Origin of the sequence: Streptomyces lichenis (assembly GCF_023218175.1) — a bacterium.
Taxonomy (GTDB): Bacteria; Actinomycetota; Actinomycetes; order Streptomycetales; family Streptomycetaceae; genus Streptomyces; species Streptomyces lichenis.
Map to the genome: position 1 here is coordinate 63,119 of NZ_JALPTH010000009.1, position 16,081 is coordinate 79,199.

Below are 16,081 nucleotides of genomic sequence, written 5' to 3' on the forward strand. Positions count from 1 at the left end.
GTACAAAAGCCGCTTGTCGACAAAGGATGCCCCACGACCGCCATGTCGCCTACGCGTAACTTACGGGGGATCAGCCACCGCTCACACCCCGAACGCTGCCGGGTAGTGGATGCGGCCGGTCGGCAGCTCGCCGGAACCGGCCAGGTCGAGCGCCATCATCGAGGCGTCCGGCACCTCGAAGCCGGGCCGGATCCCGTAGCGCGAGGCCGGCGTGAAACCGAAGGCCGGGTAGTACTCCGGATGGCCGAGCACCAGGGCCAGCCGCTCCCCGCGCGCCCGCGCCGCGTCCAGCACGGCCCGTACCACCGCGCGCCCGGCGCCCCGGCGCTGGTGCTCCGGGGCCACCGCGACCGGCGCCAGCGCCAGCGCGGGTGCCCCGTCGACATGGCAGCGGGTCAGCAGCGCGTACGCCGCGACCGAGCCGTCCGGGGCCTCGGCCACGTACGAGAACTCCGGCAGCCAGGCGGCCGGATCGGCCCGGAGTGCCTCGACCAGGTCGGCCTCGTCCTCCTGCCCGAAGGCGGCGGCGTTCAGCCGGTGCACGGCGGTCAGGTCCGCCGGGGCCTCCGGCCGGGTCCGCCACCGGGGATCGGTGGGGCGCAGGATGTAGCCGGTGTAGCCGTACTCGCCGCCGTGCTCCCGGCGCATGGCCAGCTCCGCGCGGGTGGCGGCCAGCGCCTCGGCCATCCCGGGCGCGGCCGGGTCGGCGGCGTCGGCCCGGGCGGCGAGCGGACCGTAGTAGTCCGCCCAGTCGCCCTCCGGCTGCCGGTACGTCCCGGTGACGTGGTAGCCCGCGGCGACCGCGGCCGAGACGTTCGCCGCCTCGGTACGCAGCGGATAGTGCGCGTCCCAGAAGGTCCGGGCCTCCGGGGAGGGGTCCGGCACGGTCCAGCCGCACTCGGTGAGCACCAGCGCCCCGCCGGGGGCGAGCAGCCGCCGCCACTGACCGAGCGCTCGGTCGAAGCCGAGGCAGTACGCCGAGCTCTCCGCCCAGACCAGGTCGAAGGACCCGTCCGGGTACGGCAACTCGCCCATGTCGGCGTGGACGGTCTCGATGGCCTCGCCGAGGCCTCGGGCCTCCGCGGCCCGGCGCAGCTCGTCGAGGAACGGGAGGTGCAGATCGACCGCGGTCACCCGGGCACCGGCCTCGGCGGCGAGCAGCAGCGCGGAGCGTCCGGGGCCGCAGCCCAGGTCGAGCACGCGCGGGCGCTCGGGCAGCGGACCGGCCAGGGTCAGCAGCCGGCGGGTGGTGGCGTCGGAGCCGGGGCCCTGCCGCGGCAGCCCGCGGTGCAGGGCGAAGAAGGCGTCGTGGAGCGCGTCGGCGGACGGACCGCCTTCGGACGCGCGGTGGTGGTCGGAAATGTGGTCGGACAACGGAGTCAACCCTTGGTGTGAACGGGTTTCCGGGCCGACGGAGGCAGGAGGCGGAGGGGAGCGGCCGGACGGGCGCGCTCACCTCGGCGTCATGTCGGTGTCAGCCGGAGACCCGGTAGCGGAAGTCGATGCTGGACCGGTCGCTGCGCTGGGCAGCGGTCACCGCGACGGTCATCAACCTCAGCTCCTCACACTCGTCGTCGTCATCCACGGGGCGCCCGGCTCGCACACGGGCCCGTCCACCCTAACAGCCCCAACCGACAGGCCCGCCGGCGCCGTCCTGTCTCAGTGGCAGAGCCGCGCCTCGTGTGCGGCGTGCCCGCTGGGCTCCAGCTGGAAGGTGCAGTGCTCCACGTCGAAGTGGTCGCCCAGGCAGCCCTGGAGCTCGTGCAGCAGCTTCTCGTGCCCCACCGCGTCCAGTGTCTCCGGGCTCACCACGACATGCGCCGAGAGCACCGGCATCCCGGAGGTGATGGTCCAGGCGTGCAGGTCGTGCACGTCCTCCACGCCGGGCAGATCCAGCAGGTGCTGGCGCACCTCGCCCACGTCCACCCCCTTGGGGGCGGCCTCCAGCAGCACGTCCAGCGTCTCCCGGAGCAGCTTCACCGTGCGCGGCACGATCATCAGGCCGATCACCAGCGAGGCGATCGGGTCCGCCGCCTGCCAGCCGGTCAGCAGGATCACCCCGGCCGCCACCAGGACCGTCACCGAGCCCAGGGCGTCCGCCAGCACCTCCAGATAGGCGCCGCGCACGTTCAGGCTCTGCTTCTGGCCGCGTACCAGCAGGGACAGCGACACCATGTTGGCGACCAGGCCGACCGCGGCGAAGACCAGCGCCACCCCGCCCTTGGTGTCGGCCGGGGTGATGAACCGCTGCACCGCCTCCACCAGCAGGAAGCCGCCCACGCCGAGCAGCAGCAGGCAGTTGGCCAGAGCCGCCAGGATCTCGGCCCGGGCCAGTCCGAAGGTCCGCTTCTCGCTCGCCGGGCGGCCCGCGACATGGATGGCCAGCAGCGCCATCGCCAGCCCCACCGCGTCGGTCGCCATATGGGCGGCGTCCGCGATCAGCGCCAGCGAGTCCGCCATCAGCCCGCCGACGATCTCGGCGACCATCACCGCCACGGTGATGGCCAGCGCGATCCTCAGCCGCCCCCGGTACGCGGCCGCCGCGGTGCCCGTCGGCGGGGTGCTGCCGTGGGTGTGCCCGTGATCGTGCCCAGCCCCCATGAGGACGCCTCCCGATGATCGACGACTGCCCTTGCGAGGCCCTTCCGATCGGCCAGTGAACTACGGGTAGGGGGTATCCGCAAGCCGGTACTGAACACCGTTGTCATGTGCCCTGACCTGCGGTTATGTCCGCAGGTCAGGGAAACGGGGGGGACGCCCCCACCCCGCGTCAGCCCCGCCTCACTGCCGCCGGGCCTCCGGGTGGCGCAGGCACCAGCCCTCCCAGGCGGACCCGACCATCTCGCGCACTCCCCGCGAGGCGGACCAGCCCAGCTCCTCGGCGATCCGGTCCACACAGGCCACCGCCTCGGCCGCGTCCCCCGGGCGGCGGCCCTCCACCACCGGGGCCATCCGGCTGCCGGTGACCTCGGCCACCACCTCCGCCAGCTCCCGTACCGAGACGCCCTCGCCGCGCCCCACGTTCAGGGTGAGGTCGCCGGGTCCCCGCTGCCCGGCCAGCCGGCGGGCCACCGCGAGATGGGCGTCGGCCACGTCGGCGACGTGAATGTAGTCACGCACACAGGTGCCGTCCGGGGTCGGGTAGTCGTCACCGAAGATCCGGGGCGCCTCGCCGCGGGTGATCCGGTCGAAGAACATCGGGATGATGTTGAACACCCCGGTGTCGGCCAGCTCCGGCCGCACCGCGCCCGCCACGTTGAAGTAGCGCAGACAGGCCGTGGCCAGTCCGTGGGCCCGCCCGGTCGCCCGGACCAGCCACTCGCCGGCCAGTTTGGTCTCGCCGTAGGGGCTGATCGGCGCGGTGGGGGTTTCCTCGGTGATCAGCTCGGTCTCCGGCACCCCGTAGACCGCCGCCGAGGAGGAGAACAGGAAGCGCTCCACCCCGGCCTCCACCACCGCCTCCAGCAGCACGGTCAGCCCGTGCAGGTTCTCCCGGTAGTAGCGCAGCGGCTGCTCGACCGACTCCCCGACCTGCTTCTTCGCCGCGAGATGCACCACACCGCGCACCCCGTGCCCGGCCAGGGTGTCCGCCACCAGCGCCCGGTCCGCCAGCGAACCCCTGACCAGCGGGATGTCCGCAGGCAGCCGCTCGGGGACGCCGGTCGAGACATCGTCCAGGACCACCACCCGCTCGCCGGCCGCGGCCATCGCCCCGGCCACATGAGCGCCGATGTATCCGGTACCGCCTGTGATCAACCACGTCATGACGGCCACCCTATGTGGTCGCCGATGGCCCGCTCCGAGGGCCGGGTGGGACAGCGGGGGAGAGGGGAGCCAAGAGGCGGCGCCCGGCCGGTTTGTCGGGTGGGCGGCCCATCCACCAAGATGATCGCGGGCGGCCCGCGGCAAGATCGCGAGCGGTCCGCCGGCCGATCGCGGGCGGCCCGGAGCGGCCGGGCATCCTGCCCGCTCCCGGCCCGCTCCACCGGTCAGCCTCGGTGAACTCGGCATGAAGTCCATCCGATAGCCTCTGCCGACGTGCCGCCGCCCGGGACCGGGCCGAGCCGCCGTGCCCCCGCCCTGTCAGCGCCAAGGAGTGAGTCCGTCTGTCGACCGCCATCCTCACCGGACCCGCGGTGCCCGGATCGCCCCTCGAAGGCGATCTGCGGTCGCTGGGCTTCGACGTCCGCACCGCCGCGGACCAGCGGCAGGCCGCCGAGCTGCTCGCCGCCGTCCCGGCCGGCGAGCGGGTCGCGCTGGTCGACCCCCGCTTCACCGGGCATCTGCACGCCCTCCGGCTCACGCTGACCGACCCCCGCTTCCCGGCCGCCGCCGCCCCCGGCGCGCTCACCGCGCAGCCGGCCGCCCGCCCCGCGCTCCAACGCGCCCTCGCGGCCGCCGGAGCGCCCCCGCGCCCGGCCGCCCCGGCAACGGCCACCGACGCGCCCGCGCCCGTACAGCAGGCCGTGCTGCCCGAGCGGCCCGCCTCCGTACAGCAGGCCGTGCTGCCCGACCGGGCCGCCGCCGCGCTGGAGGCCGACGGGACCGCCGTCCACCGGCCCGAGCTGGGCACCCTGGTCGCCGCCGTCCCGCAGGACCCGCAGAGCGCCAAGGAGACCCGGGACGCGGTGGCCGCCGTGGACGACGAGGCGGTGCGGCTGCGCTCGGCGGTCAAGGCCCGTGACGGCTTCTTCACCACGTTCTGCGTCAGCCCCTACTCGCGGTATCTGGCCCGCTGGTGCGCCCGCCGGGGCCTCACCCCCAACCAGGTCACCACCGCCTCACTGGTCACCGCGCTGATCGCGGCCGGCTGCGCGGCCACCGGGACCCGCGGCGGCTATGTCGCCGCCGGGGTGCTGCTGCTCCTCTCCTTCGTGCTGGACTGCACCGACGGGCAGCTGGCCCGCTACTCGCTGCGGTACTCCACGCTCGGCGCCTGGCTGGACGCCACCTTCGACCGCGCCAAGGAGTACGCGTACTACGCCGGGCTCGCCCTCGGCGCGGCCCGCTCCGGGGACGACGTCTGGGCGCTGGCGCTCGCCGCGATGGTGCTCCAGACCTGCCGGCATGTGATCGACTTCTCGTTCAACGAGGCCAACCACGACGCCACCGGCAACACCAGCCCCACCGCCGCGCTCTCCGACAAGCTGGACAGCCGCGGCTGGACGGTCTGGGTGCGCCGGATGATAGTCCTGCCCATCGGCGAGCGCTGGGCCATGATCGCCGTCCTCACGGCGCTCACCACGCCCCGCGTCGTCTTTTGGGCCCTGCTGATCGGCTGCGCCTTCGCGGCCTCCTACACCACCGCCGGCCGGCTGCTGCGCTCGCTCACCCGCCGGGCCCGCCGCACCGACCGGGCCGCCCGGGCGCTCGCCGAGCTCGCCGACACCGGCCCGCTGGCGGGCGCCCTCGCCACTGCCCTGGCCCGCCCGGCCCGCGCCCTGCCCGCCATCGCACCGCCCGCGATCGCCCTGCTCGGCGGCGCCGCCGTGGTCGCCACCGCCGCCTTCGCCCCGGTCACCGGACCGTGGCCGACGCTCGCCGCGCTGCTCTACGCGCTCACCTCCGGCCTGGCCGTCGCCCGCCCGCTGAAGGGCGCCCTGGACTGGCTGGTGCCGCCCGCCTTCCGGGCCGCCGAGTACACCACCGTGCTGGTGCTGGCCGCCCGCTCCGAGGTCCCCGGGGCCCTTCCCGCGGCGTTCGGGCTGGTCGCGGCGGTCGCCTACCATCACTACGACACGGTGTACCGCATCCGCGGCGGCACCGGCGCGCCGCCCGCCTGGCTGGTGCGGACGATCGGCGGCCATGAGCTCCGCACCCTCGCGGTCGCGGTCCTGACCGCCGTCCTCACCTCCCGCGGCAGCGCCCTGACCACCGCGCTCACCGTCCTGGCGGTGGCCGTGGCGCTGGTCGTGCTCGTGGAGTCCATCCGCTTCTGGGTGTCCTCCTCGGCCCCCGCCGTACACGACGAAGGAGAACCCGCATGATCGGCCTCATCCTGGCCGCCGGTGCCGGACGGCGTCTGCGCCCCTACACCGACACGCTGCCCAAGGCCCTCGTGCCCGTCGCCGGCGAGAAGACGGTCCTGGACCTGACCCTCGCCAACTTCGCCGAGGTCGGGCTGACCGAGGCCGCGGTCGTGGTCGGCTACCGCAAGGAGGCCGTGTACGCGCGCAAGGCCGCGCTGGAGGCCGCGTACGGCGTCAAGCTCACCCTGGTCGAGAACGACAAGGCCGAGGAGTGGAACAACGCCTACTCCCTCTGGTGCGCCCGTGACGTGCTGGCCGAGGGCGTGATCCTCGCCAACGGCGACACCGTCCACCCGGTCTCCGTCGAGCACACCCTGCTCGCCGCCCGCGGCGAGGGCCGCCGGATCGTCCTCGCCCTGGACGCCGCCAAGAAGCTGGCCGACGAGGAGATGAAGGTCGTCGCCGGGGACACCGGGGTCACCCGGATCACCAAGCTGATGGACCCGGCCGAGGCCTCCGGCGAGTACATCGGGGTCACCCTGATCGAGCCCGAGGCCGCCGCCGACCTCGCCGACGCGCTGAAGACCACCTTCGAACGCGACCCCGACCTCTACTACGAGGACGGCTACCAGGAGCTGGTGAACCGCGGCTTCCGGATCGACACCGCGCCCATCGGAGAGGTGGCGTGGGTGGAGATCGACAACCACGACGACCTCGCGAAGGGCCGTGAGATCGCGTGCCAGTACTGACCCGGCTCATCCCCTCGCCGGTCGTCGTCGACATCAGCCGGGGCGCGATGGACGAGCTGGCCGGCATCCTCGCCGACCAGCGGATCTCCGCCTCCGGCCGGCTCGCCATGGCCGTCAGCAACGGCTCCGGCCAGGCGCTGCGCGCCAAGCTCGCCCCGCTGCTCCCCGACGCCGACTGGTACGCGGTCGAGGACGGCTCCATCGACGCGGCCGTGCGGCTCGCCGACGCCATCAAGGGCAAGCGGTACGACGCGGTGGTCGGCCTCGGCGGCGGCAAGATCATCGACGTGGCCAAGTACGCCGCGGCCCGGGTCGGCGTGCCCATGGTCGCGGTGGCCACCAACCTCTCGCACGACGGCATCTGCTCCCCGGTCTCCACCCTGGACAACGACAACGGCCGCGGCTCCTACGGGGTCCCCTCGCCGATCGCCATGGTCATCGACCTGGACGTGATCCGCGAGGCGCCCCAGAAGTTCGTCCGCTCCGGCATCGGCGAGGCCATCTCCAACCTCTCCGCCATCGCCGACTGGGAGCTGTCCCACCAGCACACCGGCGAACCCGTCGACGGGCTCGCCGCCGCCATGGCCCGCACCGCCGGCGAGTCCGTGCTGCGCCAGCCCGGCACCGTCGCCGACGACGCCTTCCTCATCGTGCTGGCCGAGGCCCTGGTGCTCGGCGGCATCGCCATGTCGATCAGCGGCGACACCCGGCCCTCCTCCGGCGCCTGCCACGAGATCAGCCACGCCTTCGACCTGCTCTTCCCCGAGCGCCGGGGGCTGCACGGCGAGCAGGTCGGCCTCGGCGCCGCCTTCGCCATGCATCTGCGCGGCGCCACCGGCCGGTCCGCGCATTTCGCCGAGGTACTGCGCCGGCACGGGCTGCCGGTGCTGCCCGAGGAGATCGGCTTCACCCCGGACGAGTTCGTCCGCGCCGTGGAGTACGCCCCGAACACCCGCCCCGGGCGCTACACCGTCCTGGAGCACCTCGACCTGTCCACCGACCAGATCAGGGACGCGTACGCCGACTATGCCAAGACCATCCGTAGCTGAACTCCGCCCGGTCGTGCACCCCGCCGGCGTCAAGGACCGGCGCAGCGGAGAGCACTGGGGCGGGCGCCTGTACATGCGGGAGATCTCGCTGCGGATCACCCGTCTCCTGGTGGGCACCAAGGTCACCCCCAACCAGCTCACCTATGTCATGACGGTGGCCGGGGTGCTCGCCGCGCCCGCGCTTCTCGTCCCCGGCCTGGTGGGCCCGGTCCTCGCCGTCGTCGCCGTCCAGCTCTATCTGCTGCTGGACTGCGTGGACGGCGAGGTGGCCCGCTGGAAGAAGCAGTACTCGCTGGCCGGGGTCTACCTGGACCGGGTCGGCGCCTACCTCTGCGACGCCGCCGTGCTGGTCGGCTTCGGGCTGCGCGCCGCCGACCTGTGGGGGAGCGGCCGCATCGACTGGCTGTGGGCCTTCCTCGGCACCCTGGCCGCGCTCGGCGCCATCCTGATCAAGGCCGAGACCGACCTGGTCGGGGTCGCCCGCCACCAGGCCGGGATGCCGGTGGTCAAGGACGCCGCCGCCGAGCCCCGCTCCTCCGGAATGGCGCTGGCCCGCCGGGCCGCCGCCGCGCTGAAGTTCCACCGCCTGGTGCTCGGCATCGAGGCGTCCCTGCTGATCCTGGTGCTCGCCGTGCTGGACACCGTCCGCGGCGACCTGTTCTTCAGCCGCCTCGGCGTCGCCGTACTGGCCGGCATCGCCCTGCTGCAGACCCTGCTGCACCTGGTGTCGATCCTCGTCTCCAGCCGGCTGAGGTGAACGGAGCCATGACCGAAACCGCACCGCCGCTCAAGCTCGGCGCCGTCGTCATCACCATGGGCAACCGCCCCGACGACCTGCGCGCCCTGATCGAGTCCGTCGCCAAGCAGGACGGCGACCCGATCGAGGTCGTCGTCGTCGGCAACGGCGCCCCCGTCACCGGCGTCCCCGACGGCGTCCGCACCATCGACCTCCCGGAGAACCTGGGCATCCCCGGTGGCCGCAACGTCGGCATCGAGGCCTTCGGCCCCGGCGGCACCGACGTCGACGTCCTGCTCTTCCTGGACGACGACGGCCTCCTGGAGCGCACCGACACCGCCGAACTGCTGCGCGAGGCGTTCACCGCCGACCCGAAGCTCGGCATCGTCAGCTTCCGCATCGCCGACCCCGAGACCGGGGTCACCCAGCGCCGGCACGTCCCCCGGCTGCGCGCCTCCGATCCGATGCGCTCCTCCCGGGTCACCACCTTCCTCGGCGGCGCCAACGCGGTGCGCACCACGGTCTTCGAGCAGGTCGGCGGGCTACCCGAGGCGTTCTTCTACGCGCATGAGGAGACCGACCTGGCCTGGCGGGCCCTGGACGCCGGCTGGATGATCGACTACCGCGCCGACATGGTGCTGCTGCACCCCACCACCGCGCCCTCCCGGCACGCGGCCTACGCCCGCAACGTGGCCCGCAACCGGGTCTGGCTGGCCCGCCGCAACCTGCCCGCCCCGCTGGTCCCGGTCTACCTCGGGGTGTGGCTGCTGCTCACCCTGGCCCGCCGCCCCTCGGCGGCCGCGCTGAAGGCCTGGCTCGGCGGTTTCCGGGCCGGCTGGAGCACCGACTGCGGTCCCCGGCGGCCCATGCGGTGGCGTACGGTGTGGCGTCTGACCGCACTGGGCCGGCCGCCTGTCATCTGACAAGCTCGTCTCCGTCACCACGGGCACCCGGGTCCTGTCCGCCAGCGCGTCCCGCGCCCGATTCACCGCGCACGTGAACACGAAAGTTTTCCCTCATGAGTGAGCAGACCCATGACGGAGCGGTCGCCGTGACCGCCCCGCCATCCCCGGACGCGGGCCTGTCCCGGGCGGAGCTGGCCGCCAAGTACGGACTCTCGGTCAGCGGCGCCCGGCCGAGCCTGGCCGCCTATGTGCGGCAGCTGTGGGGCCGCCGCCACTTCATCCTGGCGTTCTCGCAGGCCAAGCTCACCGCCCAGTACAGCCAGGCCAAGCTCGGCCAGCTGTGGCAGGTGGCCACCCCGCTGCTGAACGCGGCGGTCTACTTCCTCATCTTCGGCCTGATCCTGAACGCCGGGCGCGGCATGGACAAGGACGTCTACATCCCCTTCCTGGTGACCGGCGTCTTCGTCTTCACCTTCACCCAGACCTCGGTGATGGCCGGGGTCCGGGCGATCGCCGGCAACCTCGGGCTGGTGCGGGCCCTGCACTTCCCGCGCGCCTCGCTGCCGATCTCCTTCGCGCTCCAGCAGCTCCAGCAGCTGCTGGTCTCGATGATCGTGCTCTTCGCCGTCGCCATCGCCTTCGGCAGCTACCCCGGCGGGAGCTGGCTGCTGATCGCCCCGACGCTGGCCCTGCAGTTCGTCTTCAACGTCGGACTGTCGCTGATCATGGCCCGGCTCGGCAGCAAGACCCCGGACCTGGCCCAGCTGATGCCGTTCGTGATGCGGACCTGGATGTACGCCTCCGGCGTGATGTTCTCCATCCCGATCATGCTCAAGGACAAGCCGGCCTGGATCGCCGACATCCTCATGTACAACCCGGCCGCGATCTACATGGACCTGATCCGGTTCTCGCTGATCGACGGCTACACCGCGAGCAACCTGCCCGAGCACGTCTGGTTCGCCGCCCTGATCTGGGCCGTCCTCGTCGGCGCCGCCGGGTTCGTGTACTTCTGGAAGGCGGAGGAGCGGTACGGCCGTGGCTGAGCACATCGACAACCCCACCGGGCTCGGCGCGGACGCCGCCCGGGTGCCCACCGTCATCGCCGACGAGGTGCACATCGTCTACCGGGTCAACGGCGGCGCCGGCGGCAAGGGCAGCGCCACCGCCGCGCTCAGCCGCATCCTGCGCCGCGGCAAGGGCGAGGAGCGCGGGGTGCGCAAGGTGCACGCCGTGCGCGGCGTCTCCTTCACCGCGTACCGCGGTGAGGCCATCGGCCTGATCGGCACCAACGGTTCGGGCAAGTCCACCCTGCTGCGGGCCATCGCCGGGCTGCTGCCCACCGAGAGCGGCAAGGTCTACACCGACGGCCAGCCCTCGCTGCTGGGCGTCAACGCGGCGCTGATGGGCGACCTGACCGGCGAGCGCAACGTCATCCTCGGCGGGCTGGCCATGGGCATGTCCCGCGAGGAGATCCGCGCCCGCTACCAGGACATCGTCGACTTCTCCGGCATCAACGAGAAGGGCGACTTCATCACCCTGCCGATGCGCACCTACTCCTCCGGCATGGGCGCCCGGCTCCGCTTCGCCATCGCCGCCGCCAAGGACCACGACGTGTTGATGATCGACGAGGCGCTGGCCACCGGCGACCGCAAGTTCCAGATCCGCTCCGAGGAGCGCATCCGCGAGCTCCGCAAGGAGGCCGGCACCGTCTTCCTGGTCAGCCACAGCAACAAGTCCATCCGCGACACCTGCGACCGGGTGCTCTGGCTGGAGAAGGGCGAACTGCTGATGGACGGCCCCACCGACGAGGTGCTGAAGGCCTACGAGAAGGAGACCGGCCGCTAGGCGGGTTGCGGGTTTCCGTGCGTGCCCGGGTGTGGTTCCGCCGCGCCCGGGCACCCCTGTGGGGGTCCGTACGTTGTCCATGCGTAGGCTGTCCCGGTGCCGTTTCGCGGCAAGTGTGGGTATTTCCCGGCTCCACCGGTGCAAACGCCCGCGCGGGCCGCTTCGGCGTGTCCGAAATGAGATGTATTGGGTTGGCAGTGTAGAACGGGAGACGTGACGGCATTGACGGTTGATCTCCAGCTTCGCAAGAGTCCCGCCGTCCCCGCGCCGGGCAGCCCGCGATGACGGACCGCGGCCGGAGCACCACCGGCACCACCGCCCGCGCCACCCTCGACAAGGCGGCCCACGAGAACTTCCCCGTGGCGCCCTTCTTCCTGCCCCGCGCCTGGCGCGAGGACCTGATGGCGATCTACGGCTACGCCCGCCTGGTGGACGACATCGGCGACGGCGACCTCGCCCCCGGCGGCGCCGACGCGCGCCTCCTGGGCGTCGCCCCCGGACAGGCCGAGGACCGGCTCGCCGTGCTCGACGCCTTCGAGGCCGATCTGCGGCGGGTCTTCGACGGCGTCCCCGCCCACCCCCTGCTGCGCGCCCTCCAGCCGGTCGTCCGGCGCCACCGGCTCGCCCCCGAACCGTTCCTCGGGCTGATCGCGGCCAACCGGCAGGACCAGCTGGTGCGGCGCTACGAGACCTGGGACGACCTCCTCGCCTACTGCGCGCTCTCCGCCAACCCGGTCGGCCGCCTGGTGCTCGGGGTCACCGGCACCACCACCCCCGAACGGGTCCGCCGCTCCGACGCCGTGTGCACCGCCCTCCAGGTGGTCGAGCACCTCCAGGACGTCGCCGAGGACCTCGGGCGCGACCGGATCTACCTGCCGGCCCAGGACATGAAACGCTTCTGCGTCAGCGAGGACGACCTCGCCCGGCCCACCGCCGGCGCCTCGGTCCGCGCGCTGATCGCCTACGAGGCCGACCGCGCCCGCCGGCTGCTGGACGAGGGCGGCGCCCCGCTCGCCGGAAGCGTCCGCGGGCGGCTGCGGCTGCTGCTGGCCGGCTTCACCGCCGGCGGGCACGCCGCGCTCGACGCCGTCACGGCCGCCGGCTACGACGTGCTGCCCGGACCGCCCCGGCCCACCGGACCGAACCTGCTGCGCCAGATCGCCAACGTGCTGCGCGCGGCCCGCACAGAAGGGTGAGCGGGACCATGGACGCGCACAACCCGGCCTCCCCCCAGGTGGCGGCCGCCTACAGCTACTGCGAGGCCGTCACCGGCGGACAGGCCCGCAACTTCGCCTACGGCATCCGGCTGCTCCCGGCCGGCAAGCGGCAGGCCATGTCCGCCCTGTACGCCTTCTCCCGGCGGGTGGACGACATCGGCGACGGCCCGCTGGCCCCCGACACCAAGCAGCAGCGCCTGGAGGCCGCCCGCGCCCTGCTGGACCGGGTGCGCCGCGGCGAGGTCGAGGCCGACGACACCGACCCGGTCGCCGTCGCCCTCGCCGACACCGCCCGCCGCTTCCCGCTGCCGCTGGACGGACTGGACGAGCTGATCGACGGCGTGCTGATGGACGTGCGCGGCGAGACGTACCAGAGCTGGGACGAGCTGAAGGTCTACTGCCGCTGCGTGGCCGGCGCCATCGGCCGGCTCTCGCTGGGCATCTTCGGCACCGCCCCCGGCGCCCGGGAGGCCGCCCGCGCCCCCGAGTACGCCGACACCCTCGGCCTCGCCCTCCAGCTCACCAACATCCTGCGCGACCTGCGCGAGGATGCCCTGGAGGGGCGCACCTACCTGCCCGCCGAGGACCTCGCCAAGTTCGGCTGCTCGGCCGGCTTCCGCGACCCGCACCTGCTCGCCGACGCCGACTTCGCCGGGCTGGTCCACCACGAGGTGCAGCGCGCCCGCGCCCTGTTCGCCGAGGGCTACCGGCTGCTGCCGATGCTCGACCGGCGCAGCGGCGCCTGCGTGGCCGCGATGGCCGGCATCTACCGGCGCCTGCTGGACCGGATCGAGCGGGAGCCGGAGGCGGTGCTGCGCGGCCGGGTCGCGCTGCCCGGCCGGGAGAAGGCGTACGTCGCCGTGCGCGGGCTGTCCGGACTGGACACCCGGATCGTCGCCCGGCCCCGCGACCCCGGGCGCGGCCGATGATCCGCCCGGCCCGGCCCGAGGCAACCAGGCGGCACGCTCCGGCGTCCTCCCCCACCGTGATCACCCGACAGGAGCCCCTATGAGCGAGCAGACCGACCGGCGGCGCCACGCCGTCGTGGTCGGCGGCGGGCTCGCCGGCACCGCCGCCGCGCTGCGGCTGGCCGACTCCGGGCTGCGGGTCACCCTGCTGGAGGGCCGCCCCCGGCTCGGCGGGCTGGCCTTCTCCTTCCGCCGGGGCGAGCTGACCGTCGACAACGGCCAGCACGTCTACCTGCGCTGCTGCACCGCGTACCGCTGGTTCCTCGACCGGGTCGGCGGCGCGGACCTCGCCCCGCTCCAGGACCGGCTGGACGTGCCTGTGCTGGACGTCGCCCACCCGCGCGGCCCCCGGCTCGGCCGGCTGCGCCGCACCGCGCTGCCGGTGCCGCTGCACCTGGCCGCCGGCCTGGCCGGCTATCCGCACCTCTCGCCCGCCGAGCGGCTCTCGGTGGCCCGCGCCGGGCTCGCCCTGAAGAAGCTCGACCCGGCCGACCCGGCGCTGGACACCCAGGACTTCGGCTCCTGGCTGGCCCGGCACGGCCAGTCCCCGCGTACCGTCGAGGCGCTGTGGGACCTGGTCGGCGTCGCCACCCTCAACGCCCCCGCCCCCGCCGCCTCGCTCCAGCTGGCCGCCATGGTCTTCCGCACCGGGCTGCTGAGCGAGCCCGGCGCCGCCGACATCGGCTGGGCCCGGGTACCGCTCGGCGAGCTGCACGACACCCTCGCCGGCCGGGCGCTGGCCGCCGCCGGGGTGCGGGTGGAGACCCGCGCCAAGGCCACCGCCGTCCTGCCGAACGGCCCCGGCGGCTGGAGCGTGGACATCCCCGGCGAGCGGATCGACGCCGACACGGTCGTCCTCGCCGTACCGCAGCGCGAGGCGCACGGACTGCTGCCCGACGGGGCCCTGGACCAGCCCGGCGCCCTGCTGGAGCTGGGCACCGCGCCGATCCTCAACATCCATGTGCTGTACGACCGCAGGGTGCTGCGGCAGCCGTTCTTCACCGCGCTGGGCTCCCCGGTCCAGTGGGTCTTCGACCGCACCGACGCCTCGGGATTGTCGAGGGGCGGGCCCGAAGGGCCCTCGGACAAGGGTGGTGGCGGGCGACGGGTGGGCCAGTACCTGGCGCTCTCGCAGTCCGCGGCGCGGGAGGAGATCGACGCGCCGGTGGCCGAGCTGCGCGAGCGCTATCTGCCGGAGCTTCAGCGGCTGCTGCCCGCCGCGCGCGGCGCCCAGGTCCGGGACTTCTTCGTCACCCGGGAGCGCACCGCGACCTTCGACCCCGCCCCCGGCAACGGCCGGCTGCGGCCCGGCGCCCGCACCCGCGCCCCCGGGCTGCTGCTGGCCGGCGCGTGGACCGCCACCGGCTGGCCCGCCACCATGGAAGGAGCGGTCCGCAGCGGCCTCACCGCCGCCGACGCCGCTCTGACGGCCCTCGGCCGCCCTCGTGTACGACCGCTTGAGGAGGCGGCATGAGCCTGAGCACCCATACCCAAGGAGAGACCGTGCCGACAGTGCCCCCGGCGACCCCGGCCGTCGACACCGCGGAGGTCACCGCGCTGCTGGAGCGGGGCCGCACCCTGACCACGCCCGTCCTCAAGGCGGCCGTGGACCGGCTGGCGCCCCCCATGGACACCGTGGCCGCCTACCACTTCGGCTGGATCGACGCCCTAGGCAACCCGGCCGACGGCGACGGCGGCAAGGCGGTGCGCCCCGCGCTCGCCCTGCTGTCCGCCGAGGCCGCCGGGATGCCGCCGGAGACCGGGGTGCCCGGCGCCGTCGCGGTCGAGCTGGTGCACAACTTCTCGCTGCTCCACGACGACCTGATGGACGGCGACGAGCAGCGCCGCCACCGCGACACGGTGTGGAAGGTGCACGGCCCCGCGCAGGCCATCCTGGTCGGTGACGCCCTGTTCGCGCTCGCCAACGAGCTGCTGCTGGAGCTCGGCACCGTGGAGGCCGGCCGCGCCACCCGCCGGCTCACCGCCGCCAGCCGCAAGCTGATCGACGGCCAGGCCCAGGACATCTCCTACGAGCACCGCGAGCGGGTCACCGTCGAGGAGTGCCTGGCCATGGAGGGCAACAAGACCGGCGCCCTGCTGGCCTGCGCCTGCTCCATCGGCGCGGTCCTCGGCGGTGCCGACGAGCGCACCGCCGACACCCTGGAGGCCTACGGCTACCACCTGGGCCTGGCCTTCCAGGCCGTGGACGACCTGCTGGGCATCTGGGGCGACCCGGAGTCCACCGGCAAGCAGACCTGGAGCGACCTGCGCCAGCGCAAGAAGTCGCTGCCGGTGGTCGCCGCCCTCGCGGCCGGCGGGCCCGCCTCCGAGAAGCTCGGCGAACTGCTCGCCGCCGACGCCAAGAGCCCCGACTTCGACGCCTTCTCCGAGGAGGAGTTCGCCACCCGGGCCGCCCTCATCGAGGAGGCCGGCGGCCGCGAGTGGACCGCCCAGGAGGCCCGCCGCCAGCACGCCGTCGCCGTCGAGGCGCTGCACCGCGTCGAGATGCCCCAGCGGGTCCGCGACCAGCTCACCGCGCTCGCCGACTTCGTGGTGGTCCGCCGCCGCTGACCCGCAGCCCCCTCAACCGCCCCGGACGACCCCTTCGGATCCCTCCTCGGATGATGACGACCTTCCTGATAT

14 protein-coding genes are annotated in these 16,081 nt (G+C 73.8%); 11 read left to right on the forward strand and 3 right to left on the reverse strand.

Annotated elements, in window-relative coordinates; all coding sequences use genetic code 11:
• Positions 1-81: 81 nt before the first annotated feature.
• The 3 genes from M1O15_RS11745 to galE form a co-directional block, all read right to left on the reverse strand.
• Positions 82-1,362: a bifunctional class I SAM-dependent methyltransferase/N-acetyltransferase gene (locus M1O15_RS11745; RefSeq protein ID WP_248633754.1), complete on the reverse strand. Its 1,281-nt coding sequence runs from the start codon at positions 1,360-1,362 to the stop codon at positions 82-84.
• A gap of 297 nt (positions 1,363-1,659) precedes the next feature.
• A complete protein-coding gene (locus M1O15_RS11750) occupies positions 1,660-2,601 on the reverse strand; it encodes a cation diffusion facilitator family transporter (RefSeq protein WP_248633586.1) in 942 nt (313 codons plus the stop codon).
• Between the two features lie 180 nt (positions 2,602-2,781).
• Positions 2,782-3,765: a UDP-glucose 4-epimerase GalE gene (galE, locus tag M1O15_RS11755; RefSeq protein WP_248633587.1), complete on the reverse strand. Its 984-nt coding sequence runs from the start codon at positions 3,763-3,765 to the stop codon at positions 2,782-2,784.
• Positions 3,766-4,106: 341 nt separating this feature from the next.
• Between galE and M1O15_RS11760 the strand changes: the two genes are divergently transcribed.
• From M1O15_RS11760 to M1O15_RS11810, 11 genes are all read left to right on the forward strand, one after another.
• The gene (locus M1O15_RS11760; protein ID WP_248633755.1) at positions 4,107-5,987 is read left to right on the forward strand and encodes a DUF5941 domain-containing protein; all 1,881 of its coding nucleotides are present in this window, start codon (positions 4,107-4,109) and stop codon (positions 5,985-5,987) included.
• Positions 5,984-6,718, forward strand: a complete 735-nt coding sequence (locus M1O15_RS11765; RefSeq protein ID WP_248633588.1) for a phosphocholine cytidylyltransferase family protein — start codon at positions 5,984-5,986, stop codon at positions 6,716-6,718. The genes M1O15_RS11760 and M1O15_RS11765 overlap by 4 nt, the downstream gene beginning before the upstream one ends.
• A complete protein-coding gene (locus M1O15_RS11770) occupies positions 6,706-7,767 on the forward strand; it encodes an iron-containing alcohol dehydrogenase family protein (RefSeq protein ID WP_248633589.1) in 1,062 nt (353 codons plus the stop codon). The genes M1O15_RS11765 and M1O15_RS11770 overlap by 13 nt, the downstream gene beginning before the upstream one ends.
• Positions 7,745-8,524: a CDP-alcohol phosphatidyltransferase family protein gene (locus tag M1O15_RS11775; protein WP_248633590.1), complete on the forward strand. Its 780-nt coding sequence runs from the start codon at positions 7,745-7,747 to the stop codon at positions 8,522-8,524. Before M1O15_RS11770 ends, M1O15_RS11775 begins: the two co-directional genes overlap by 23 nt.
• Before the next feature lie 8 nt (positions 8,525-8,532).
• Complete coding sequence (locus M1O15_RS11780; protein WP_248633592.1) at positions 8,533-9,426, forward strand: glycosyltransferase family 2 protein; 894 nt, start codon at positions 8,533-8,535, stop codon at positions 9,424-9,426.
• A gap of 95 nt (positions 9,427-9,521) precedes the next feature.
• On the forward strand, positions 9,522-10,451 hold the full coding sequence (locus tag M1O15_RS11785) for an ABC transporter permease (RefSeq protein WP_248633594.1): 930 nt from the start codon (positions 9,522-9,524) through the stop codon (positions 10,449-10,451).
• Positions 10,444-11,253: an ABC transporter ATP-binding protein gene (locus tag M1O15_RS11790; RefSeq protein ID WP_248633595.1), complete on the forward strand. Its 810-nt coding sequence runs from the start codon at positions 10,444-10,446 to the stop codon at positions 11,251-11,253. The genes M1O15_RS11785 and M1O15_RS11790 overlap by 8 nt, the downstream gene beginning before the upstream one ends.
• A gap of 281 nt (positions 11,254-11,534) precedes the next feature.
• Positions 11,535-12,449 (forward strand): squalene synthase HpnC, encoded by a 915-nt coding sequence (hpnC, locus tag M1O15_RS11795; protein WP_248633596.1) that lies wholly within the window; start codon positions 11,535-11,537, stop codon positions 12,447-12,449.
• Positions 12,450-12,457: 8 nt separating this feature from the next.
• The gene (hpnD, locus tag M1O15_RS11800) at positions 12,458-13,399 is read left to right on the forward strand and encodes a presqualene diphosphate synthase HpnD (protein WP_248633597.1); all 942 of its coding nucleotides are present in this window, start codon (positions 12,458-12,460) and stop codon (positions 13,397-13,399) included.
• A 79-nt stretch (positions 13,400-13,478) separates the two neighbouring features.
• Positions 13,479-14,912: a hydroxysqualene dehydroxylase HpnE gene (gene hpnE / locus M1O15_RS11805; protein ID WP_248633599.1), complete on the forward strand. Its 1,434-nt coding sequence runs from the start codon at positions 13,479-13,481 to the stop codon at positions 14,910-14,912.
• The gene (locus M1O15_RS11810) at positions 14,909-16,009 is read left to right on the forward strand and encodes a polyprenyl synthetase family protein (protein WP_248633601.1); all 1,101 of its coding nucleotides are present in this window, start codon (positions 14,909-14,911) and stop codon (positions 16,007-16,009) included. The genes hpnE and M1O15_RS11810 overlap by 4 nt, the downstream gene beginning before the upstream one ends.
• The last annotated feature ends 72 nt before the right edge of the window (positions 16,010-16,081 follow it).